The sequence below is a fragment of the Rhodohalobacter barkolensis genome, assembly GCF_002834295.1.
GTDB classification, from domain to species: Bacteria; Bacteroidota; Rhodothermia; order Balneolales; family Balneolaceae; genus Rhodohalobacter; species Rhodohalobacter barkolensis.
Genome location: NZ_PISP01000001.1, coordinates 1,261,938 through 1,283,724 on the forward strand (window position 1 = coordinate 1,261,938; position 21,787 = coordinate 1,283,724).

The window sequence follows — 21,787 nt, forward strand, 5'->3', positions numbered from 1 at the left end:
TTATCCACACTTAAAAACTTCTGATCATGAAAACCTTAAGAATAACATTAGCTTTTTTGATAGTCACTATTGCAGGCTTTGCAAGTAGTTGTGACAGCTTTCTAAGTGTAGAACCTTTAGACCAGCGGGTAGAGTCTAATTTCTATCAAACGAAGGAAGATGCACAAGAAGCATTGGTTGCAATTTATGACGTACTACAGTGGAATACGGTTGTTGGATTCCACGTTCCGGAAATGTTGAGCGACATCGCTTCTGATGATGCTTACGCCGGCGGTGCCAGCCGAAACGATGCTCCAAATATTATTGAAGTGGATAAGCACGACATCCGCACAACAAACGGAGAAGTTCACGGGCTATGGCAAAAATACTATACAGGTATATACAGAGCCAACAAGTTCCTGACCGAAGTAGAAGAACTTGAGGCAGAAGAAGAGTTCAAAAGCCGTACAATGGCCGAAGCCAGGTTTTTGAGAGCTTACTACTATTTTGATCTGGTTCGTTTCTTTAGAAATGTACCTCTCATCACAGTTCCTCTCGACAATCCTGATGAATACAACCAGCCTCAGGCTGATCCTTCAGAAGTCTATGCACAGATTGCTCAGGATCTACTTGCCGCTATTCCGGACCTCCCGGAAAGTATCTCATCTGATGAGTCCGGCCGCGTTTCCACATGGGCTGCACAGTCTCTGTTAGGAAAAGTGTATCTCTACTACTCCGGAGTTTTTGGTGAAGATCTTCCCGCTGGCGGACAGACCGTAGATCAGGCCATGGCAACTCAAATGATCGATGATGTTATTGCACTGAGTGGTCATGACTTGCTTGAAAACTATGAAGATAACTTCAAGCCGGAATTTGAATTCAGTGAAGAGTCTGTTTTTGAGATCTCTTACTCAGATTCAAGACCTTGGTATGATTGGGGTTTCATTCAAGGTGGAGAAGGAAATATGGCTCCTCAAATGCAGGGACCAAGAGTTGATCAACCCGGCGACGAAGATTATATGCGTGGCTGGAGCTTCTCACCTGTTACACAGGAACTTGTAGATGCATTTGATTCTGCAGACCCCCGGCTTGAGGCAACCGTACTGTTTGAAAGTGAATTCAATGAAGGTATATCAATCGGTTACCAGCACACCGGAAAATTCACGAAAAAATACACAACTCATAAATCTTACGCTCCGGATGATGGACAACTCGAACTGAACTGGGGTAATAACTATCGTGTCATTCGATTCTCTGATGTGCTTTTGATGGGTGCTGAACTACATTTAGACGGTGATCCTAATCAGGCAAAAGCATATTTAGACCTTGTACGTGAGAGAGTTGGAATGCCGGAAGTAGCAGCTACTCTGGAGAACATTCGAAACGAACGCAGAGTTGAATTGGCCATGGAAGGCCATAGATATTGGGATTTGCAGAGATATGGCCAGGACGAAGCTGATGCACATATTTCAATTCAGGGTGACGTAAGACAAGGGTATCAAGGTGATGCTCCCGATTTTGCGATATCCTACAATACTGCAAAAATGGGCCTGTTCCCTATCCCACAAAGTGAAATTGATATTTCAAACGGTCAACTTCAGCAGAACGAGGGATATTAATATGTCTGCCATTAAAAACACAAAAATCTTAATTGAAAGATCACGAATATGAGAACTTTAAATAAAATTCAATGGTTGCTTCCGGTTCTGTTGATTATAGGACTTGGACTGGGAGCTTGCGAACCTCAGGTTTCTTCAGATCCGAATTTGGACGAACCTCCACAGTCAGAAAACGTAACGTTTGAAATGACGCCCGATGCCGAAAATCCAAACATAATTGAGTTTGTCAATACTTCCGGAGGTTTCAAGGCTCTCTGGGATTTTGGAAATGGCTCGAAAGCTGAGGGTGATGTTGTTACGGCCCAATATCCTTTAGAGGGTGAATATACCGTACAGCTCACAATCTTTACAGAGTCAGGTCAAGCAATTAATTCGAAAATTGTAACTATCGACGAGACAAAAATTTGGATGCTTGATGACCCCGATCTTAATTTATTGACCGGCGGTATTGATAATCTGGATGGTAAAACTTGGGTGGTCGACAGTACACAGGCTGCACACATGGGAGTAGGTCCTCCAGAAGGTGACTGGCCTGAATGGTGGTCTGCTCCACCTCTCGACAAAGCTGATACAGGTTTGTACACAGACGAGTACACGTTTACGCTCGAGGGGCTTGAATTTGATATGGAAACCAATGGTTACGTTTTCATAAACGGCGCATACGGCGATGATTTTGAAGGTGCTTATCAAAATGATGCTACTGGAGATGATTATATGGCTCAATGGACATCACCCGAAAACCTTACTTTTAATTTCATAAAAGAGGATGACGGAAGAATGTTCATTACCGTTTCTGATCCGGGTTGGATTGGATTCTATGCCGGAACTCGTGAATATGAAATTCAAGAAATATCTGAAAATCATTTAACTCTCCGATTTGAGGATCCGAATGGTCTGGCCTGGTATCATACACTGATTCCCAAAGGTTACGAACATCCAGAAGAAGAACCGGATGAGCCGGAACCATTACCTTATACATCAGAAGAGTTGTATGATAATTTTGACGAGGACGGAAATGTAACCTGGATGACGGATCAAATTGCAGATTTCAATCCCAATTATGACAATCCTCTGCCAAGAGAAATAAATACTTCAGCAAAAGTGGCTAAATATGAAAAAGGATCAGGCGGGGCTCATTTTTATGATAACCTCTATATTGATCCCGGTTTTGAAATTGATCTGAATCAAAGAAGCACCATTCGCTTAAAAGTGTACTTACCTTCTTATAATGATTACGAATCAGTTGCCAGTGAAAAAGAAGACTGGTCTGATGGCATTCTTAAAAAGCAGGTTTCAGTTAAACTTCATGACGTAACCGGAATGGGTGGTAATTCCTGGCAAACACAAGCAGAAATAATCCAACCAGTAGAAACTGACGCTTGGGTAGAACTGGAATTTGACTTCAGTGGCTTTAGTGATCGTGAAGACTTTGACCGCATTATTATTCAGATTGGTAGTGAAGCTCACGGCAATCCAGGAATCTTCTTTATCGATGATTTCCAGCTGGTAGAATAATAAACTCAAAACCATTGGGGAGGAATTGATTCCTCCCCTTTTTTTGCTCTCCATTTTTTTAAGCACTTTAAATGCAAACCTATGTTTAATTTTCACCCAATTATACTGAGCCTGCTTATGGCCTTAAGCCTGACCTCATGTGCGTCAGACGGCCCGGCCGACAGCTTTAGTTACATTGAACCTGACCCGACAGATACTCTTGAAGCAGGAGACCTGATATGGTCTGATGAGTTTACCGGTACAGGTTCCCCAAACAGTAATAACTGGACCTATGATATCGGACACGGAAGTAACGGATGGGGAAATAATGAGGTGCAGTATTATACCGATGAACAAAAAAATGTTCGTGTTGAGAATGGGTTGCTAATCATCGATGCTGTTAAAGAAGATGGGCAATGGACATCAGCCCGAGTTAAAACTGAAGGTCTTCAGTCTTTCCGATATGTAACAGTTCAAGTACGTGCCAAGCTTCCGGAAGGATCGGGAACATGGCCGGCAATCTGGATGCTGGGGTCAAATATCAGAGATATCGGTTGGCCCGCCTCCGGAGAGATAGACATCATGGAACATGTAGGTAAAAATCCGGGGATGGTTCACAGCTCTTTACATACTCCCTCAAGCTATGGCAACACCCACAATTCAGGACAAAAAGAAGTCTCAGATTTTCACGAGGAGTTCCATGTTTACGAAGCAGTATGGACGCCTGATAGTATCACATTTAAAATCGACGGCGACACCTTCTACAACTATAGCCCATCTGATAAAAATTTTGAGACATGGCCTTTTAACAACAATTTTTTCATCATCATGAACATTGCGATGGGAGGAAACTGGGGCAGTGATACTCAATACGAAACCGGAGGAATGAAAAATGGCATCGACCCCAATTTAAATCAGGTCAGTATGGAAGTTGACTACATAAGAGTTTATAAAAACTGACAATCTAACTTAAATATTTTTCGGGGTTCAAAAGTCCTTTGCTATTTAAACGTATCAAAGGACTTTTCCGTAATAGAACTGCCCTCTTCTCTCACCTTCAATATTGATCACTTCAGGAAGATAGCCCCACTTGTCAAATCCGTGCTTTTTAAGAAGGGAAATACTGGCTTTATTTGTTTCAATTAAAATGGCAAAGTATACATGAAAATTGAGACGACCTGCTTCATTTATAGCGTGTTTCAACAAAGCCGAACCTACTCCCTGTCCCCTCGCTTCTCTTGCCACGTAAAAACTCACCTCAGCCGTTTCTAAAAGTGCTTTACGTCCCTTCCGGTAAGGAGATACCGACAACCAACCTAACACCTCATTATCTACTTCATAAACATAAAGCGGATATTGATCATTAAACTTCCGAAACCAATCCTTGCGCTCTTTTACACTCATTGGTGCAATATGAGCTGTTTTAAACCCATCTTCAATGGCTTCGTTATAAATTCCATCAATTGACGGCAGATCAGCTGCAATGGCTGTTCGGATTTTCATCTATATATTTGAAATATCAAGTTTATAAGTTCGTCTGAATTTAATAATCAAAATTTGAATAATAATTGATATAGATAAAAAAAGTCGAACCGAATCATCGGCCCGACTTTTAAATACTCAATTTTTACTTGTGTCAGATCTCAACCTTTACCACCCAAGGCCCGGTAGTGATCCAAACATAATCGGTGCCAATATCAATGGACGAACCGCCCGTAAGATCTTCCGTTTCCACTCGGGTCCAGGTACCACCGGCATCCGTTGTTTCATAGAAAAAGCTTTCTGAGGTATTCTCAAAGTTTTGCCCAATCAAATAGCCGTGTCTGAATGTGCTAAATACAACATCCTGTGCTGCAGAGAAACCGGTGTGGGACAATCGCTCGCTGGATTGTTCACCTTTGCTCAACAATTTATAGACTGAACGACCTGAACCTGTAACTCCCTCCTCTTCGTTTGTCATGTGAATGAAGTTGAACGGTCCACCCATATAGTCATACACAACTTCCCAGGTAGCTCCACCATCCTCAGTATAAATAATCAGTCGATTGTCTGCGGGAGAATAGTGTCCGGCTGCCCATCCCATATTTTCATCCAAAAAGAAAAGATCATTGATCCAGAATGTTTCTGTTCCACCAAAAGCCCCGACAAACTGATCCTGAACCGTCCAGGTATCGCCACCGTCGGTTGTTTTTACAATCAGATCATTGACACCTGCCACCCAACCGGTATTTTCATCGTTAAAAAACAAGGTTCGGGGTTCATCATCCGTCTCATACACCAACGTCCAGGTAGTGCCGCCATCAGTCGTTTTATAAACCCCCTGATCACCGGTAAATTCACCATACACTGTACCGGTTACGAATCCAACGTTTTCATTAATCATCTGAAGATCGGTCACAACAAAATCATCTTCCATCTGAAACGTCCAGGTTTCCCCACCATCAGTTGTTTTCGCAATCAGGCCTTCACCGCCAACCCATCCAAGATCGTCGGATAAGAAATCAAGTGTATTTAGCCTCGCACCGCTGCCTGTATCAAACCATGTTGTGGCATTAGCCGGTGCCGGTTCTTCTTCAAAATTTGCAATGATGTTCATATTCCCTTCAACGGTAACCTGAACTGGATTCTCTTCACCCGAAATATCTCCGGACCACTCTACAAACATCCACCCTTCTGCAGGTACTGCCGTATACTCAATCACGGTTCCATATTCAACCTCTTCAGATTCCGATGAGATGATCTGCTCAACAATTTCACCCTCTCCAACTTTCTCGGTGGTTATTTCATAGGTAGTCGCTTCAAAAACAGCGGTCACACTTTTTTCACTGTCAATAGTAATGGTTTCAGGATTTGTTGAACCGGACAAATCTCCCGTCCACTCAACAAATTCCCATCCCTCATCAGGTTCTGCCGTAAGCTGAACCGCTGTTCCCTCTTGATAACTTTCCGTTTTGGAAGTAACCACTTGTTCCTGAATGGTCCCGCTGCCCTCAGTTTCTAAGGTGAGATCGTATTCAAGCATTTCAAACTGTGCTGTGATGCTTTTATCGCTGTTCATTACAATCGAAGCCGGGTTTGATGCCCCATTATGATCTCCCTGCCAGCCGGAGAAGATCCATCCTTGATTAGCTGACGCGGTTAATGTCACTTCATCACCCTCATCAAATTCTCCCTGTGACGGAGAAACAGCACCTGCTTCTTCCGGATTCACATTGGTACTTAGCGTGAAGATTTCTGTATTTTCTGTCGTTGCACTGCATCCTAAAAATAAAAGTACGGTAAGTAGTGGTAATAGCTTTTTCATATCCGGTTTTAAAAATTGTTTATTTCTAAATATTTCGCTCTCAGACGAAACTGTTTAAATACAAAAGCGTATTCCGGATAAATTTTATGTCATTTTATTTAAAACCCGTGCCTTTTCCTGATGGACTTAACTAAAAGAAGTGAATTGAAATGATGTATGCGACTACCTTCTACTGAATTCAAAATTAGCGTCAACCTTTTATAGAACGTTGTATTGTCCCCCAGTTTCAGAAATCAGGATATCTCCTTTCAGAATTTCCTGCTTAAACTTCAGCCCAAACTCTTTCTCCCATTTTGAAGCCGTCTCCATTTCGCCTTTTCGGCAGGCATCATCCAGAATAACAACATGATTCTCAGCCAGACTTGATCTGAAATAGGCCAAAGCGGGATATCGTGAATAGTCACACTCTCTCTTCTTTGCCGGCGGCCCATCAACAAAAAGAAGATCTATCGGTTCTTTAGATATTTCACGATCCAATACTGCTGTATCATACCATTCATATGATTGGTCCAGACAATACTCAGAGTGAGTTAAAGGGGCATGAATCAACTCAACCTGATCTTGCAGATCATTCTTCTGCAGATGCTCACTTAGGATAGACAGCCAATTTTCATCATGATCAATGGATTGAAATTTTATATCCGCATTTAATCCTTTTATCAAACCGGCGACGTAAATCGTTGAGATGCCGCTGCCACACTCCACTATATGCTTTCTCCTGTGGATGGAAATATCATTCAGAACGTAAAGAAGTGCCGTTGGGTGAATGGATGCCCCCGTCCAGGGTAAATACTCAGAATGCACATTTTTAAGCAGTTCAAGGCTGCGAATATCTTTAACCTCAAGAACCAGATCACGAAGCACAAATTTTTTAAAAAGATTGACCATGTCAGGTTATTTATAGCAGATTGATATAAAAAAAGAAGCAGGCGTGTTTATAACTTTTATGCCGGTTTTTTCCGACTAAAAAGTAGCCAATGGATTCGGAAGATTGTAGTTTAAAAGCAAAAGTTCATAAATCTAATCGTCAGATGAATTTTTCAGTTAAACTATTCGGGGCATTTTTTATTCACTCCGTTTTACTTTCCGAATCAATCCTGCGTTGACAAAATCAAACGATGAACATCCCAAAAGTACCAGTATTAATCGTGTTTGGCGCTTCCAGTCATCAATTAATTGATCCAGGCCTTTCTCCCCATCATCCTTAATTGCCCGGATTATTGGTTGAGCCGTAGCTGCGAAATCAGCACCCAGCGCCAAAGCTTTTACCAGATCAAATGGAGACCGGATACCCCCGGAAGCAATTAAATCGAATCGATAGGTTTCCCGGAGCGGTACAATTTGATTGATACACTCCACGGTCGGAATTCCCCAGTCATTAAACTGATGCATAGGATTCTTCTGTCGCTCTCTCAGATTTTCCACCTTCGCCCAGCTGGTTCCACCTGCTCCGGCAGTGTCGATACAGTCTACACCCATGGTAAGTAATCGTCGTGCAACCGAGCCTGAGATTCCTGCGCCGGTCTCTTTGACAATTACCGGCAGATCTGAATTGGCGATCAGATGCTCAATTCCCTTTTCAATACCGACAAAATCGTGATCCCCCTCAGGTTGCATCAACTCCTGCAGCGGATTTAGATGAATGATAATTGCGTTCGCTTTGATACTGCTCACCAACAGATCTATCTTCTCTTTCTGCAAACTTCCAATAAGCTGAGCACCACCAATATTGGCTGCAATAAATGCGTTTGGTGCATATTTCCTGACTACCGAAAATGATTCAATCTGAGAATCGTCCTCAAGCATCGCACGCTGACTTCCCACGCCAAAAGGTAAATCATGCTTTTCACAGCACTTTGCAATAATAGAGTTCACAGAGCCGGCTTCCGTGTAACCACCTGTCATAGATGAGATAAATAGTGGAAATGAAAATCGTTTTCCCAAAAGTGTTGCACCCAGATCCACTTCAGTCGGGTTTACTTCTGGAAGTGCGTTGTGTACAAAATCGTATCTCTCAAATCCCGTCGATTTTTGGTAAAAAACATCACTGTATGCCGTGAGTTCAACGTGATCTTTTTTTCGCTCCTGTATGGACATCGATCCTGATTAATTAATTATCTGTTTGACGTGATGCGGGATAGCACTTTGTGGATGTGAACAATTGTATGCCCGAATCACAAAAATTTACTTCATGCAAAATATAGCCTGAATTACGAGCATAATACAATTTTCAAACCATATACGATCCGCCATTGATATGAAAAGTTGAGCCTGTCATATGTTTAACTTCTCCGCTTGCCAAAAAAGATACCAGGTTAGCCACTTCTTCGGGTTGTGTAATCTCATCAAATGCAGATCCAGCTGTTAACGCCTCTACTCCCAAAATGTCTACAGACTCTTTCGCCATATCTGTCTCAATAAATCCGGGTGCTACCGTATAAGCTACAATTCCTTTTTTACTGAAATCTCTGGCTATACTTTTTGTAAACGCCGCCATACCTCCTTTTGATGCCGCATAAGCAGCATATTCCTGTGTATCTCCGCGATATGCTGCTCTCGATGCGATATTGATAATAATCCCCTCACTGCCACTTTTTTGATGAGCGTTGATAAACCATTTGGATAGCAGCGCAGCAGATCTCAGATTTACGTTCATGGTTTGATCCCATACCTCAAGCCAATCCTCGTCAGAGACTTCAAAATCTGCGTCAATGAATATCCCTGCGTTATTTATCAATACATCAGGTAACTCGCTATTTGATTGAAATACCGGATTTAGCTTTTCATAAATCGCATCAAAATCATTCAAATCAACCTGAATTTCCGTGAACAGTTCAGACATTTGAAATTCCGGAGGAAACTCTGAACTGCGTCGCGTGCCGGTTACCCGAATATTTTCTTTCAGTAACTTATCTGTAATTGCTTTTCCAATACCTCTCGATGCCCCGGTAACAACTGCGTGTTTCATAAAATTTTACTCCTTATAACTCATTTTCCTAATTTCTGTTCAGATTGTTAAGCATTGAGTCAGTTCAAAACCAACTTTTCCGCTTAAAATAGTAAATCATTCCGCCGGTCAACAAAACCATCAATCCAAGAGAAAATGGATATCCAAAATACCAGTTCAGTTCAGGCAAGTTATATGGGCTCACCTCCGAATTAAAGTTCATCCCATAAATTCCTGCAATAAAGGTGAGCGGAATGAAAATTGTTGCAATAATAGTAAGTACTTTCATCACCTCATTCATCCGGTTACTCAGCCCGGACATGTACATATCATAGAGTCCGAATACCATCTCGCGATTTGTCTCCATACTGTCCACAACCTGAACTATATGATCGTACAAATCCCTCAGAAAAACTTTTACTTCTGTAGAGATGAGAGGCAGATCATCACGTATGAGCGAATTGATTCCATCGCGCAGCGACCAAACCGATTTTCTAAAGAAGATTAAATCTCTTCGAAGTGCGTGAATTTTCTGGAGCTGCTCTTCCCTGGGGTCATCCAGAATTTCCTCCTCTATCTTCTCAATATTTTCATTGATCACATCCAGCGCATAGAAATAGTGATCCACAATATTATCAGCCAGTGCATAGGCCAGGTAGTCCGGCCCGAATTTCCGAAGCCTTGTTGTGGTGAGTTCCAGGCGCTTCAAAATCGGATCAAAAATGGGCTCATCGCTTTCCTGGAATGAGAGTACATAATTATCACCTAAAACTATACTGATCTGTTCAGTTTGCACATTGTAGTTTCCATTATCTCCCTCATGCTGTTTAATCATTCTTAATACGATGTAAACAGCATTTGGATAGTGTTCTACTTTCGGACGCTGTGAGGTGCTTACAATATCTTCCTGAACCAGAGGGTGCAACTCAAAGTAGTTCCAGACCGTTTTCAGTTTTTCGATGTCGTGAAGTCCGCGTATCTGAATCCAGGTTTTTGACTTATTCTGCAAAAAGGGTTCCGACTTTTCAATTTTTTGAATGGGAATGATGTCGTAGTGGCTTTCATCAAAGTCGTGCACCGTCATCAATACTTCATCCAGGCGCTGTACCCCGGTATGAATTGCCGTTCCGGGCACCTGTCCGGGAGGTTTTCGGTGATGTCTCCTCAGATGCCCTGAACTAAAAATAGATTGAAATTTATGCGCCGCTTTTTTGGATGCTTTATTCATTAGTTAACTAAATTAACTTATCAATTGACCTGAGTAATAACAGTACTCTTTTTTTTTGAGAATATCGATCCTTTCTCGAAATCATATCATCAGTAATCCGGCAAATCAATTCTGATTAAACCGTACAATTCGATAACTTCCCATGCCCATCAGTAGGAATTTTTAGTACAATTATGATCAATTTTACAGCTCAGCCTAAAATCGAACTCCATCTCCATCTCGACTGCTCACTCAGCTATAGTGTAGTTCAAACGCTCGATCCCTCGATCACGGAAACTCAATATAAGAATGAATTTGTAGCGTCTGTAAACTGCAGAGACTTAAATGATTACATTGCAAAGGCCGGACGTGCAATAGATTTGATGCAAAGCAGAGAAGCTTTACGTTTAGTTACTCTCGATCTTTTTGATCAGCTCAAAAATGATAATGTAATTTATGCAGAGTTACGATTTGCACCTCTTGAACACACAAAAAAAGGATTAACTCCCCAACAGGTTGTTGAAGCCGTTGAAAAAGCTACACAAGAAGGTATTCAGCGAACGGGAATTGAAGCCGGAGTCATATTGTGTACGCTGCGGCACTACTCTGAAGAGGAGAGCCTTGAGACTGTAAACCTTTGCTCTGATTTTAATAACACAAGAATTGTGGGATTTGACATTGCAGCCGATGAAGCCGGTTATCCGGTGGATAATCATGTAAAAGCTTTTGAGTATGCCCGTCGATACAGCATTCCCTGTACGGCTCACGCGGGTGAAGCGTGCGGGGCTGAAAGTGTTTGGGAAACCCTGCAAGAGTTTAAACCTTCCCGAATTGGCCATGGAGTGCGAAGTGTTGAGGATCCGAAATTGATGGAGCATTTGAAAAAAAAACAAATTCACCTTGAAGTTTGTCCCACGAGCAATACATATACAAAAGTAGTATCCAGACTTGAAGATCATCCGGTAGATAGAATCTATAATTCCGGTGTATCCATGAGTATTAACACGGATGGACGAACCATTTCGAATGTTTCACTTCGGGATGAGTATGAATCGCTTCATGAAATTTTTGATTGGACAAAAGAGCATCTGCTTACGTGCAATCTGGAAGCAATTGAGCACGCTTTTATTGATGAAAAGATGAAGGAAAAGCTACGCTTTAAGCTATTAGATGGTTGGAAATGAAAAACCTTGGAGGTTTTAGAAACCTCCAAGGTTTAGAAAGATGATTTTATTTTAAATGCCAAACCGCTCAAAACGAGCAGTCGTGTGACTGACACTTCTATCTCCAGCCTACACGATCCATCAATCGAATAGCCAGCGGATTGTTTTCTCCGTAAGACGTTACATTTACAGCATCACTGTCAAATGATCCAAACTCTCCCAAAACACCCGGAACTTCCATGTCCTGCAAAATTGGGAATTCATTATTTCCAATCGAGTAAAGCTGCTGTGCTTCTTCTGTTGCGAGATATTCGATAAACCGAACGGCATTCTCTTTGTTGGGTGAGTTTGATGCAATTCCGGCACCGCTGATATTCACATGGGCTCCGCCAAATTCAGATGTTGGGAAGTAGATAGCCACATTCTCGGCCACTTCCTGGTCTTGCTCTTGTTCAGACTGCATTAATCGAGCCAGGTAGTAGTGGTTAGCGATAGCTACATCACAGATACCGGCCGCAACGGCTTTAATTTGATCTGTATCTCCACCCTGAGGATCTCTTGCGAAATTGTTGACAAGTCCCTCTGCCCACTCTTCTACTCGTTCCTCACCGTGACTTTCAATCATTGAAGCAACCAGCGACTGATTATAAATATTATTGGAGGAACGAACACACAGCCTTCCGCTCCACTCTTCGTCAGCAAGTTCCAGGTACCCTTTTAAATCTTCCGGATCTACATTTTCTTTATTGTAGATGATGCCACGAACTCGTTCGGAAAGTCCAACCCACATATCATCCACATCACGAAGCTGGTCAGGGATAACACGTTCCAGGTAGTCGGATTCAATCGGTTGCAGCACACCTGCTTCTTTCGCTCTCCATAGACGGCCGGCATCAACTGTAATGACTACATCCGCCGGACTATTGATCCCCTCGTTTCTCATTCTTTCAATTAATTCATCACTTGAACCCTCAATCAAGTTGATCTCAATACCGGTTTCTTCGGTAAATTGATCATAAAGTTCAAGATCAGTGTCGTAGTGACGCGAGGAGTAAATATTTAATTCGTTCGTATCTGAGCATGAAAAAAGAAAAGCCAGGGAAGCAATAAGTAAAAGTATTCGTTTCATTGATCAGGGAGCTATTTTTTATTAATAATTTTATTTAGACCAATTCTAAATAAATAACACCCAAGAATCAAGGCTTCGGGCAAATATCCGGTAAATTCCTCGTCAGTCTAGATTTGAGACTGACGAGGTTTAGATTCAATTCAAGCCTCTGATGACAGAGTCTCTTCAATTACTCGTTTTTGAATGTCGTTCGGTACCGGACCATAATCGTGAAATCGCCTTCTATAAGTTGCACTGCCCTGGGTCATGGACTTTAATCGAGTTGTATATTTATCCAGCTCCTGCAGGGGTACAATTGCTTTAATTTTTTGAATAGATCCCTCGGAATCCATGCCAAGAATTTGTCCGCGTCTCGAACTTAAATCACTCAGTACATCTCCCATATAATCAGATGGCAGAGTGACTTCAATTTCGTACAGCGGCTCTAAAAGCTGTGGTGAAGCGTTCAGAAAACCTTCTTTAAATGCCATCAAAGCAGCTGTTTTAAAGGCAGCTTCATTAGAGTCGACCGAGTGCATTGAGCCGTCGTACACAGAAACACGAATATCCCTTGCACGGCAGCCGCTCATAGGTCCACTCTCCATTTTTTCCATAATCCCTTTCAAAATGGCCGGCAAAAATCGATTATCAATCACCCCGCCTACAATACAGTTTTGATAAACCAATTTACCGCCCCACTCCAGGTCTATCTCTTGTACGTTTCTCACATTTAAATCATCCCTGTCAGGAATTCCTTCGTACCAGGGTTCAATAGAGAGATTAACTTCTGCAAATTGACCGGCTCCCCCACTCTGCTTTTTGTGCTTGTAATGAGCCTCCGCTTTCCGTGTAATCGTTTCACGATATGGAATTCTGGGTGTAATAAACTCAACCTTCAGCTGAAACCGATTTTGCAGCTCATGGAGAATCACATTCAGGTGCTCCTCACCCAGCCCGTGCAAAATAGTCTGTTGCAGTTCCTGGCTATGCTCCACCCGCAGTGACGGATCTTCTTTTTCAATCTGATGGAGAGCATTACTTAATTTATCCTCATCACCCTCATTCAGCAATTTGATTGCAACCCTAATGGTGGGTTCCGGATATTCGATCGGATCAAACTCAAGGTCATTCTCCTTCCCGGTCAAAGTGTCGCCCGAAGTTGTATTCTTCAGTTTCACAGTCACACCGATGTCGCCGGCATCCAGTTGCGACACTTCAGTTCGTTTTTCACCCTGAGCGCTGAAGAGAGCACCTAACCGAAGTGAATCTCCGGTTCTCTTATTTTCCAAATCCATCCCATGCTGAACAGATCCATCCATTACTTTAAAATAGGTCAGATCTCCCACATGACTCTCAGACGTTGACCGGAATACAAACAGAGCCGGTTCCCCTTCCGGATTTACCTTATGAGATTTTCCGCTTTTGGTTGGAAGCTCTCTTTCGGTAGGATCCGGAGTTACATTGCCAATAAAGCCCATAATACGCCCGGAACCCATGTTTTTTTCCGCAACCGTACAGAACATAGGAAAGATATCGCGGTTCAGCATTCCTAATTTCAGTCCATCACGCATCTGGTACTCATCCAGTTCACCATTTTCAAAATAGAGATCGAGAAGGCTTTCATCATTCTCGGCTATGGTTTCAACCAACTCGTTATGCAGTAATTCAGCCTGAGCTTTCAGAGACTCGGGAATGGGAAGCTTGTCAGGTCGGCCACCGGCTTCAGGAAACTCATACATCGTCATTTTCAATACATCCACAATGGCGTGAAAATCATCCCCTTCACTATACGGAAACTGAACCACAGCGACACCCCGGCCAAACCGTTCTTTAGCCATGTCCACCGTTTTTTGGAAATCGGAAAGTTCACTGTCCAGTTTATTTGCAATCAACATGGTAGGAAGATTTCGTTTCTCAGCCGCTTTCCAAAAAGCTTCTGTACCCACTTCTACGCCATATTCGCTGCTTAAAACAATCATAGCTGAATCTGCTACATGAAGAGAATCTGATACCTGTCCCCAGTAATCGGGTGTACCGGGTGTATCCAGAAGGTTGATTTTTGTACCCCGCCAATCGAGATGAAGAATCGATCCATATACAGATTTTTCCTTCTCTTTTTCAATTTCATGATAATCTGAGAGCGTAGATTTATTTTCTATTGAGCCTCGCTTGTGAGATGATCCTGATTCGAAAATCATCGTTTCGGCCAGTGTTGTTTTTCCTGAACCTGTGTGCCCCATCAGAGCTACATTTCGAATCTTGCTGGTTGGGTAGTTTTTCATGAATACTCCTCTTTAAATTATCTATTCCGGCAAACCGGTTGTATCACATTCATGTCGGCTTCACCGATTATGTTTTGCTAACTTCTCTTCGCTATCTTTCCTATTCTAATTTATAAGGCTTGAGTTTGAAATCAATATGAAAAAAATACTTTTATTACAGACCGGCGGTACCATTGCCATGCAACTAAACAGTAACGGTCCTGAACTGGATTCAGACCGCTGGAGTGATCTGCTTTACAAAGAGATTCCCGAGCTTTCTCAAGTTGCCGATCTGGAAGCTGAAAAGGTGTTTTTTGAAGACAGTTCAGACGTGAACCGTTCCCACTGGAAGCTGCTTGCCGAATCGATCTACCAGCGTTATGAGAACTATGATGGGTTTGTCATTCTTCACGGCACCGATACCATGGCCTACACCGCATCTGCTTTATCCTTTGCTCTTTTAAACAGTAACAAGCCCATTATTTTTACCGGAAGCCAAGTCCCGATGAGCAAACTTCGGAGTGATGCACGTCGCAATTTAGTAAATGCGGTTGAACTGGCTACTCAACCCATTCCGGAAATTGCCATCTGTTTTAACGACCACCTGTTCAGAGGAAACCGAAGCACAAAGATGAGTATTGGTGATTTTGATGCGTTTGCATCACCCAACTATCCACATCTGGCTGAAATTGGAATAGACATCAAGTTGTCTGAAAATATTCTGAAACCCACCGGGACATTGAGCTGCAACCCGGTTTTTGATGACTCCATTTTTGTTTTGAAGCTTCATCCGAACCTTAAATCGGAGTATTTGGATTGTCTGGATCTTGGAAAAATAAAAGTGGTTATCATAGAAGCTTTTGGTAGTGGCAACATGCCGGTTAAGGGAGATTATAACCTTTTGCCATTTTTAGACCGATGCAAAAATCAGGGCGTTCACGTTATTATCACATCACAGGCGGCATACGATTCTGTAACACTTGAACAATACTCGAGTGGACGGGAAGCCAAAAAACGCGGAGCACTCAGTGCAGGATCGATGACGATGGAGGCTACAATTACAAAATCGATGTATTTACTTGGACAAAACCTGGATCAAGAAAAATTCAGAAATCAATTTGAAAAAAACCTGGCCGGGGAGCGTTAATACCCCTCGCCTGTCGACTTCCACAACACTATGAACCTCAACTCAACACCTGCAGTCGACGGGCGAGTCCTCAATCTATTTCTCATTCCAACAACCCGATCGTCGAAAAATGCAATCGACAGTCGGGTGAAATTATTTGTGATCATTTTTATACATTGTAAATAATCCCAAGTAATTTAACACAGCTAACCAATTTAATCTTCATGTTTTTCATATTTGATGTAGAAACCATACCCGACTTTGAATTTCTTCGAAGAGTATTAAACCAGCCCGATGTAGGTGAAGAGGAGCTGCTTTTGCAGGCAAGCGAAGAGTTAACCCGAAACAACAGTGGATTTCTTCCCCCAATGTATCATCGCATGGTCTCATGGGCAGGACTCTGGGTTGAAAACAATGGAAAACCGGTTCAGAAAGTTGCCTGGAATGGAGAAGATGAAAGAGAAGGTCTTGAATCCATTTTTGATACACTTCTGACCTATAAGGATTTTGGATTGGTACATCACAATGGCCGTGGATTCGACCTCCCGTTGCTCACCTACCGCTCCATGAAGCACAACATGCAGATGCCCATGCGTCTGAATCACTACGACATCCGCTATCGTTTCAGTAAAGAGAATATTGACTTAATGGATGAGTTCAGCAATTACGGTGCCAGTTCCTATCCCAAGCTTAAGCATCTCGGTTATTTGATTGATGTTCCATTTAAACAAACAGCCGAAGGAAATGAGGTATTAGCCATGTATAGAGAGGGAAAACTGCCCGAAATTGAGCATTATTGCTACGAAGATGTGATGGCTACGTATATCGTCTGGCTTAGGATGAAATATACGGTTGGTGACATTCCATTGGATATCTTTTCAAACCTAAACGAACGAGCTCTCAGCAAACTGAAGGAGATCCAAGCCGGGTAATTTACACCGGTAAAAACATTTACGTTGACATGGTATTTCTACTAATCTCTAATTTCAGAAATTACACCTTACTGGTTCTGACTTCATCATAGATTATTGAAGTCACATAGAAATATTATCTTTCAGCCCTCATACCTCGCATCTATTCTCTCACACCTCGCCAAACAAAATCACCACTCCACAGACAGTCTGCCAAAACCACCATCGAAACGAGTTGTCTCTTGTCTTGGCCAACCGATACCCGACTCTCTATCTCCATCCACATCGTATGATACTCCTGCCAATAGGTATACATTTGGATTAATTCTGTAGCCTATCGTAAATGTAATACGGTCACTTCTCTCCCTTACAATCGGGTAGGCTCTTCTGAAATTATAATCCCGGATACCGTTCGACGGATCCTCCTCTCCCTGCAGATATCGGTAATCGGCATGAAATTCTAAACCGACTTGTGCTCCCTTTTCGGATGAGCCGTATAATAACCGGCTTTTCATTTTCAGGCGATACTCTTCAAAATCAAACGGACGGCGGACATCCTCCAGATAGTCAGGTGAAATATCGTCCGGAACAGCATCACCCTGCAATTGATCCACAACCCGTTCCAGCCACATCCACTGTTCCACACTAATTTTTTGATAATTTCCGGTAACAAAAAATCCACCGGAATTGCTGAACTGCCGCGTGTAGAAATCATCATCAAAATCTGATCCCGGTAAAGGCTGCCTTCTCAGTTTCGAAAATCTCCTTTGATAGGTAAATCCTACTACTCCAATCGGATGAGAATATTGAACCAGTGCTCCCACATAGTGAGCCCACTCTTCATCCCAATAATCTAAGTTTTCAACCTCTGTTGAACTGACCTCCTTTTCAGAATATGACTGAATTCCGGTCAACAATTCAGCTCTGAAATTCTTTATCGTCGGAGAGATCAATTTCAGATTAAACAGCAAAGGGCGACGCTTGTACTGATACGTTGTTTTGTAGCGATCATTCCATTGATTAGCACTGCCGGCTGCCAGATCCTGAACTACGTTTGCCCCCCAATCCAGGTATGTTATTCCTGTTTGAATCATCCCCGTTTCAAAATCGCCGTATCTGTAATAAAGGGATAAATCCAGATCAGATTTGCTGTTTGTAAGAGTGTGATTAGCTCCTACCCGGTGATTTTCCTTTATCCTGTACTCATACCCAAGCTGAAACAAAAACCGGTTGGCTCGCAACTTTTCCTCATGAGTACCATCAACTAACAGTTCATGATTATCATTGAACACGTAGTTGAATTTAATCTTGTTCTCAATATAAAACTCTGTCGCATTCAGGCTCCCTGAAGCCAGCCTGTAAGCCTGATCAGCCTCCTGCCAATCATATGCATCGGCCATAGTATAACGATAGGTCAAGAGATCAATTTCATGCTCGGGGCTCATCAGATTTACATTTTCCCGAAACAAGCCGCGATTGTAAAGTGTGCCTCCATAATTATTGTTACGGTCCAGCATAAAATTCAGTGTACGCTGTTCCCACTCCATGAGCGTAACTCCATTCTGAGCATCAACTTGCTGTAATCCTGTTATGAGTATAAAAAGAGTAATTGTTATCCTCTTGAGATAAAGTATAGCCTGCCTCATGAATTTTTACTGATTAATAATTTGCTCAATGATAATAAAAACATGGTTTCTAACCTGAATCAATCTATAATTGTATTGACTTTAAATTCGGACCAAATTATCTTTAATTAGATTAATAGATAATATGAAACAATCCATCAGCTCAATATTGGTTATTATATCGCTACTCTTCTCTATGACGGAGATTAGTAAGGTAGCGGTATTGGGTTATACAATGTTCACAGATGGAGAAAAAGCGGCTCAATTCTGTACCTGCATGGGTTGCTCTCATAGTACCGAATCAGAGAAAGAAAGTTGCATGGTAGACATGGGAAGTGACAATTCTCATGAAGAAGAAAGTGAGCCAATGCACTGTAACATGACTCAATCTGCAAATGGCTCTTCTGTATGCGGTTGTGACAATTCCCCTTCCGGTGAAAAACAAATTCTATTCAACACACTGGATAAAACGGCTTTACTTGCCGGCTTTCAATACACTTCAAGAGAGTTTAAACAAAGTATTGAACATCTAAACCGAGAGGAACATCCGGTTTCCGTTCAACGAGATATATTTCACCCTCCCCGAGCATAATCATCCTATCGCACATGCTGCAGCATGAATCCCTCTGCAGTTCACTATAAACACAATTTTATACTAAGGATGAATTATGTCTTATTTCAAATTCATCGTTGCTGTGGTGGCTCTGTGTCTCTATGCAGATATTCTCCATGCAACGAATCTTAATACTGTCAGCACAGATACTAATGCAACTTTAACTAAAATTACCGGTGTTGTATACTCTTCCGATACAAATGAACCGATTTCAGGTGCACACGTATGGATAAGCAACCCTGAACTCATGGCTGTGACAGATGCTGATGGCTTTTTCAGTTTAGAACTGGGCACTGTAACAGAACCGATTACGGTTCGGATCAGTCACATCGGTTTTAGGCCAATCACAGAAAATATAGAACCGGATGAACTTCAGTCCGGAACTCCCCTTCAGTTTGTTCTTACTCCTTCATCTGAAATGATGAGTCCCCTTACGGTACTTTCGCACAGAGTCATGAACTCCCCGTCTAATCAAATAGGTACGGATAAGGCCGCATTCTTGCCAATCGATTCAGGACAATTTCTGCGTGAAGCGGGGAATGCTTCCGGGATTCGAAAAGGAGGATTCGGAATTGATCCGGTACTTAGAGGGCTCAGTGGAAGCCGTCTGAATGTGCGCCTGGATGGTCTGACTGCAACAGCGGCTGCTTGTCCCAACCGGATGGATCCACCCACATCGCATATCCGTCTCAGTGATATTGAACGTGTGGAAATTCATCGGGGACCTCACGCATTACAGTATGGCCCCTCTTTTGGCGGAACTGTTAACTTTGTCAGCCACAAATCTCCGGACTATATAAACTTTGGTCTGAACGGTGATGTCCGGGCCGGTATAGAGAGTAATACAGGTCACCAGAAAACAGACGCCCGAATCCAGGGTGGGACAGAAAACTGGGATTTCCTTCTCAGTGGCGGCTTGTCATCAACCGATGATTACACAGGTGGAAGTGGATTGACAGTTGCGTCCGGTTTTCAATCCTATGATTTCGGTTTAGAAGGCGGGATCAACGTTTTTGCGGGTCATCGACTGACTGCCGGATGGTCACAATCATTTATCCGTGATGCAGATTTCCCTGCGTTAATGATGGATATGGCCATTGATGATACCTACAAATTTAAAGCCGGTTATGAATGGACACCCAACCAAGCAGAAAACCTTTCTACAGTTGAAATCAATGGGTACTGGAGCCTGGTAGATCATGAAATGAATAATCATAACCGTGATTCATTTAATATGCGGGATGCTATTGCTCTTGCTGAAACCGAAACATACGGCGTTCACAGTAAAGTAAAAGGTCAGTACAACTCAGGCTCTTATACGATGACTGCAGGAATCGACCAGCTGGACGTAACAGGAACACGGTTTGTAGACATAAAAATGGGACCGCAAGCCGGAAATAGTATGACATATAATTTATGGCAGGATGCTTCCATTTTTAACGCAGGAATATATTCCGGATTTGAGCACTTCATCGATCGATGGACAGTCTCAGCCGGAACACGGATCGATTACAATCAAGCAGATTCCAAAGATCCTGCGCCTCGATTCGAAAACACCGATGTCAATTCCACTCATGTGAACTTTAGCGTCAGCGCTGGAATTACGCGTCAAATAACTTCCACAACTACAGCAGGTTTTTATGTGGGGCGTGGAGTGCGCAGCCCCGATGTAACCGAAAGGTATATCAACTTTCTGACTATTGGTCGCGACAGTTACGAATACACCGGCAATCCGGATTTAAAAGCAGAGGCAAATAATCAGGCCGATCTGGTACTGAAATCTGAATTCGGAAATTTTAGTATAGAAACAACAATCTTTGCTTCCTACATGACAAACTATATTTCTGCAGTGATTAATGAGGATTTGCAACCGGTTGGTATGGGAGCTCCCGGTGTCAGAGAATTTCAAAATCGCGGAGATGCCCTTTTCTCCGGTTTTGAACTTGCCATGAGTCACAATTTGTCAAGAAGCTGGTTTGTTGGATTAAACAGTTCATTTACCAGGGCTGAATACCTCGACAACAATACACCTGTTGCAGAGATCCCTCCTTTTGAGTCAACCCTCAATATTGGCGGTTCTCTGTTCATGGACCGAATCATGCCGGACATAAGCGTTCGAAGAGTCTTTCCTCAAAATCGCTTTAATGAAGAGTTTGGAGAGAGCAGAACACCCGGCTTCTGGTTAGTTGATGCTACATTGAGTTCAATTCTTTATGATGGTATTTCGCTTTCAGGCGGTGTGCGAAATCTACTCGATGAGGATTATTACGAGCACTTAAATCGACAATTTAATCCCGGTGTAAATCCATCAGGAAGCTATTTACCTGAACCCGGCCGGCGATTGTTTATTGAACTATCTGTTCGGTTTTAATATCTAGATTTACAGTAGCCACACATCAAATATGAATAGATGTGTGGCTATTATTATAT

At 42.4% G+C, this 21,787-nt stretch carries 17 protein-coding genes; 8 read left to right on the top strand and 9 right to left on the bottom strand.

The features are described from left to right. The first annotated feature begins 26 nt into the window (after nt 1-26). The 3 genes from CWD77_RS05230 to CWD77_RS05240 all read left to right on the top strand — a co-directional run bounded on the left by CWD77_RS05230 (nt 27) and on the right by CWD77_RS05240 (nt 4,052). A complete protein-coding gene (locus tag CWD77_RS05230) occupies nt 27-1,598 on the top strand; it encodes a RagB/SusD family nutrient uptake outer membrane protein (protein ID WP_101072152.1) in 1,572 nt (523 codons plus the stop codon). 48 nt (nt 1,599-1,646) lie between these two features. Then, nucleotides 1,647-3,113, top strand: a complete 1,467-nt coding sequence (locus CWD77_RS05235) for a PKD domain-containing protein (RefSeq protein ID WP_101072153.1) — start codon at nt 1,647-1,649, stop codon at nt 3,111-3,113. Between the two features lie 81 nt (nt 3,114-3,194). Further along, on the top strand, nt 3,195-4,052 hold the full coding sequence (locus tag CWD77_RS05240; protein ID WP_101072154.1) for a glycoside hydrolase family 16 protein: 858 nt from the start codon (nt 3,195-3,197) through the stop codon (nt 4,050-4,052). Between the two features lie 54 nt (nt 4,053-4,106). On the opposite strand, the gene CWD77_RS05245 is transcribed toward CWD77_RS05240, so the two are convergent. From CWD77_RS05245 to corA, 6 genes are all read right to left on the bottom strand, one after another. Then, on the bottom strand, nt 4,107-4,595 hold the full coding sequence (locus CWD77_RS05245; protein WP_101072155.1) for a GNAT family N-acetyltransferase: 489 nt from the start codon (nt 4,593-4,595) through the stop codon (nt 4,107-4,109). Between the two features lie 133 nt (nt 4,596-4,728). Continuing rightward, nucleotides 4,729-6,396, bottom strand: a complete 1,668-nt coding sequence (locus tag CWD77_RS05250) for an InlB B-repeat-containing protein (protein WP_101072156.1) — start codon at nt 6,394-6,396, stop codon at nt 4,729-4,731. Nucleotides 6,397-6,594: 198 nt separating this feature from the next. Then, nucleotides 6,595-7,284: an O-methyltransferase gene (locus tag CWD77_RS05255; RefSeq protein WP_101072157.1), complete on the bottom strand. Its 690-nt coding sequence runs from the start codon at nt 7,282-7,284 to the stop codon at nt 6,595-6,597. 177 nt (nt 7,285-7,461) lie between these two features. Next, nucleotides 7,462-8,493, bottom strand: coding sequence for a type 2 isopentenyl-diphosphate Delta-isomerase (gene fni, locus CWD77_RS05260; RefSeq protein ID WP_101072158.1), 1,032 nt, complete (start codon nt 8,491-8,493; stop codon nt 7,462-7,464). 133 nt (nt 8,494-8,626) lie between these two features. After that, nucleotides 8,627-9,364, bottom strand: coding sequence for an SDR family NAD(P)-dependent oxidoreductase (locus CWD77_RS05265; protein ID WP_101072159.1), 738 nt, complete (start codon nt 9,362-9,364; stop codon nt 8,627-8,629). A gap of 64 nt (nt 9,365-9,428) precedes the next feature. Next, complete coding sequence (gene corA, locus CWD77_RS05270) at nt 9,429-10,571, bottom strand: magnesium/cobalt transporter CorA (protein ID WP_101072160.1); 1,143 nt, start codon at nt 10,569-10,571, stop codon at nt 9,429-9,431. 173 nt (nt 10,572-10,744) lie between these two features. Between corA and add the strand changes: the two genes are divergently transcribed. Continuing rightward, the gene (gene add, locus CWD77_RS05275; protein WP_101072161.1) at nt 10,745-11,734 is read left to right on the top strand and encodes an adenosine deaminase; all 990 of its coding nucleotides are present in this window, start codon (nt 10,745-10,747) and stop codon (nt 11,732-11,734) included. A 97-nt stretch (nt 11,735-11,831) separates the two neighbouring features. Here the strand turns inward: add and CWD77_RS05280 are convergent, their stop codons facing one another. Together CWD77_RS05280 and CWD77_RS05285 are read right to left on the bottom strand one after the other, a co-directional pair. After that, on the bottom strand, nt 11,832-12,842 hold the full coding sequence (locus tag CWD77_RS05280; protein WP_101072162.1) for a Fe(3+) ABC transporter substrate-binding protein: 1,011 nt from the start codon (nt 12,840-12,842) through the stop codon (nt 11,832-11,834). Between the two features lie 140 nt (nt 12,843-12,982). Further along, complete coding sequence (locus tag CWD77_RS05285) at nt 12,983-15,103, bottom strand: elongation factor G (RefSeq protein WP_101072163.1); 2,121 nt, start codon at nt 15,101-15,103, stop codon at nt 12,983-12,985. A 136-nt stretch (nt 15,104-15,239) separates the two neighbouring features. On the opposite strand from CWD77_RS05285, the gene CWD77_RS05290 reads away from it, so the two are divergent. Then, the gene (locus CWD77_RS05290; RefSeq protein WP_101072164.1) at nt 15,240-16,229 is read left to right on the top strand and encodes an asparaginase; all 990 of its coding nucleotides are present in this window, start codon (nt 15,240-15,242) and stop codon (nt 16,227-16,229) included. Between the two features lie 203 nt (nt 16,230-16,432). Beyond that, nucleotides 16,433-17,140: a ribonuclease H-like domain-containing protein gene (locus CWD77_RS05295; protein WP_101072165.1), complete on the top strand. Its 708-nt coding sequence runs from the start codon at nt 16,433-16,435 to the stop codon at nt 17,138-17,140. A 170-nt stretch (nt 17,141-17,310) separates the two neighbouring features. Here CWD77_RS05295 and CWD77_RS05300 read toward each other — a convergent pair whose 3' ends face one another. Next, nucleotides 17,311-18,765: a hypothetical protein gene (locus CWD77_RS05300; protein ID WP_101072166.1), complete on the bottom strand. Its 1,455-nt coding sequence runs from the start codon at nt 18,763-18,765 to the stop codon at nt 17,311-17,313. 124 nt (nt 18,766-18,889) lie between these two features. Here CWD77_RS05300 and CWD77_RS05305 point away from each other — a divergent pair, with 124 nt between their 5' ends. Together CWD77_RS05305 and CWD77_RS05310 are read left to right on the top strand one after the other, a co-directional pair. Further along, nucleotides 18,890-19,336, top strand: a complete 447-nt coding sequence (locus tag CWD77_RS05305) for a hypothetical protein (protein ID WP_133120188.1) — start codon at nt 18,890-18,892, stop codon at nt 19,334-19,336. A 76-nt stretch (nt 19,337-19,412) separates the two neighbouring features. Continuing rightward, nucleotides 19,413-21,728 carry a TonB-dependent receptor gene (locus CWD77_RS05310; RefSeq protein WP_101072168.1) on the top strand — a complete coding sequence of 772 codons (2,316 nt, stop codon included), beginning with the start codon at nt 19,413-19,415 and terminating at the stop codon, nt 21,726-21,728. Nucleotides 21,729-21,787: the final 59 nt, after the last annotated feature.

Coding starts and splice junctions, on each gene's coding strand:
- CWD77_RS05280 (WP_101072162.1), bottom strand. CDS start 12,842: ATGAAACGAATACTTTTACTTATTGCTTCCCTGGCTTTTCTTTTTTCA.
- corA (WP_101072160.1), bottom strand. CDS start 10,571: ATGAATAAAGCATCCAAAAAAGCGGCGCATAAATTTCAATCTATTTTT.
- CWD77_RS05240 (WP_101072154.1), top strand. CDS start 3,195: ATGTTTAATTTTCACCCAATTATACTGAGCCTGCTTATGGCCTTAAGC.
- CWD77_RS05300 (WP_101072166.1), bottom strand. CDS start 18,765: ATGAGGCAGGCTATACTTTATCTCAAGAGGATAACAATTACTCTTTTT.
- CWD77_RS05255 (WP_101072157.1), bottom strand. CDS start 7,284: ATGGTCAATCTTTTTAAAAAATTTGTGCTTCGTGATCTGGTTCTTGAG.
- CWD77_RS05305 (WP_133120188.1), top strand. CDS start 18,890: ATGAAACAATCCATCAGCTCAATATTGGTTATTATATCGCTACTCTTC.
- CWD77_RS05245 (WP_101072155.1), bottom strand. CDS start 4,595: ATGAAAATCCGAACAGCCATTGCAGCTGATCTGCCGTCAATTGATGGA.
- add (WP_101072161.1), top strand. CDS start 10,745: ATGATCAATTTTACAGCTCAGCCTAAAATCGAACTCCATCTCCATCTC.
- CWD77_RS05310 (WP_101072168.1), top strand. CDS start 19,413: ATGTCTTATTTCAAATTCATCGTTGCTGTGGTGGCTCTGTGTCTCTAT.
- CWD77_RS05265 (WP_101072159.1), bottom strand. CDS start 9,364: ATGAAACACGCAGTTGTTACCGGGGCATCGAGAGGTATTGGAAAAGCA.
- CWD77_RS05235 (WP_101072153.1), top strand. CDS start 1,647: ATGAGAACTTTAAATAAAATTCAATGGTTGCTTCCGGTTCTGTTGATT.
- CWD77_RS05295 (WP_101072165.1), top strand. CDS start 16,433: ATGTTTTTCATATTTGATGTAGAAACCATACCCGACTTTGAATTTCTT.
- CWD77_RS05290 (WP_101072164.1), top strand. CDS start 15,240: ATGAAAAAAATACTTTTATTACAGACCGGCGGTACCATTGCCATGCAA.
- CWD77_RS05230 (WP_101072152.1), top strand. CDS start 27: ATGAAAACCTTAAGAATAACATTAGCTTTTTTGATAGTCACTATTGCA.
- fni (WP_101072158.1), bottom strand. CDS start 8,493: ATGTCCATACAGGAGCGAAAAAAAGATCACGTTGAACTCACGGCATAC.
- CWD77_RS05250 (WP_101072156.1), bottom strand. CDS start 6,396: ATGAAAAAGCTATTACCACTACTTACCGTACTTTTATTTTTAGGATGC.
- CWD77_RS05285 (WP_101072163.1), bottom strand. CDS start 15,103: ATGAAAAACTACCCAACCAGCAAGATTCGAAATGTAGCTCTGATGGGG.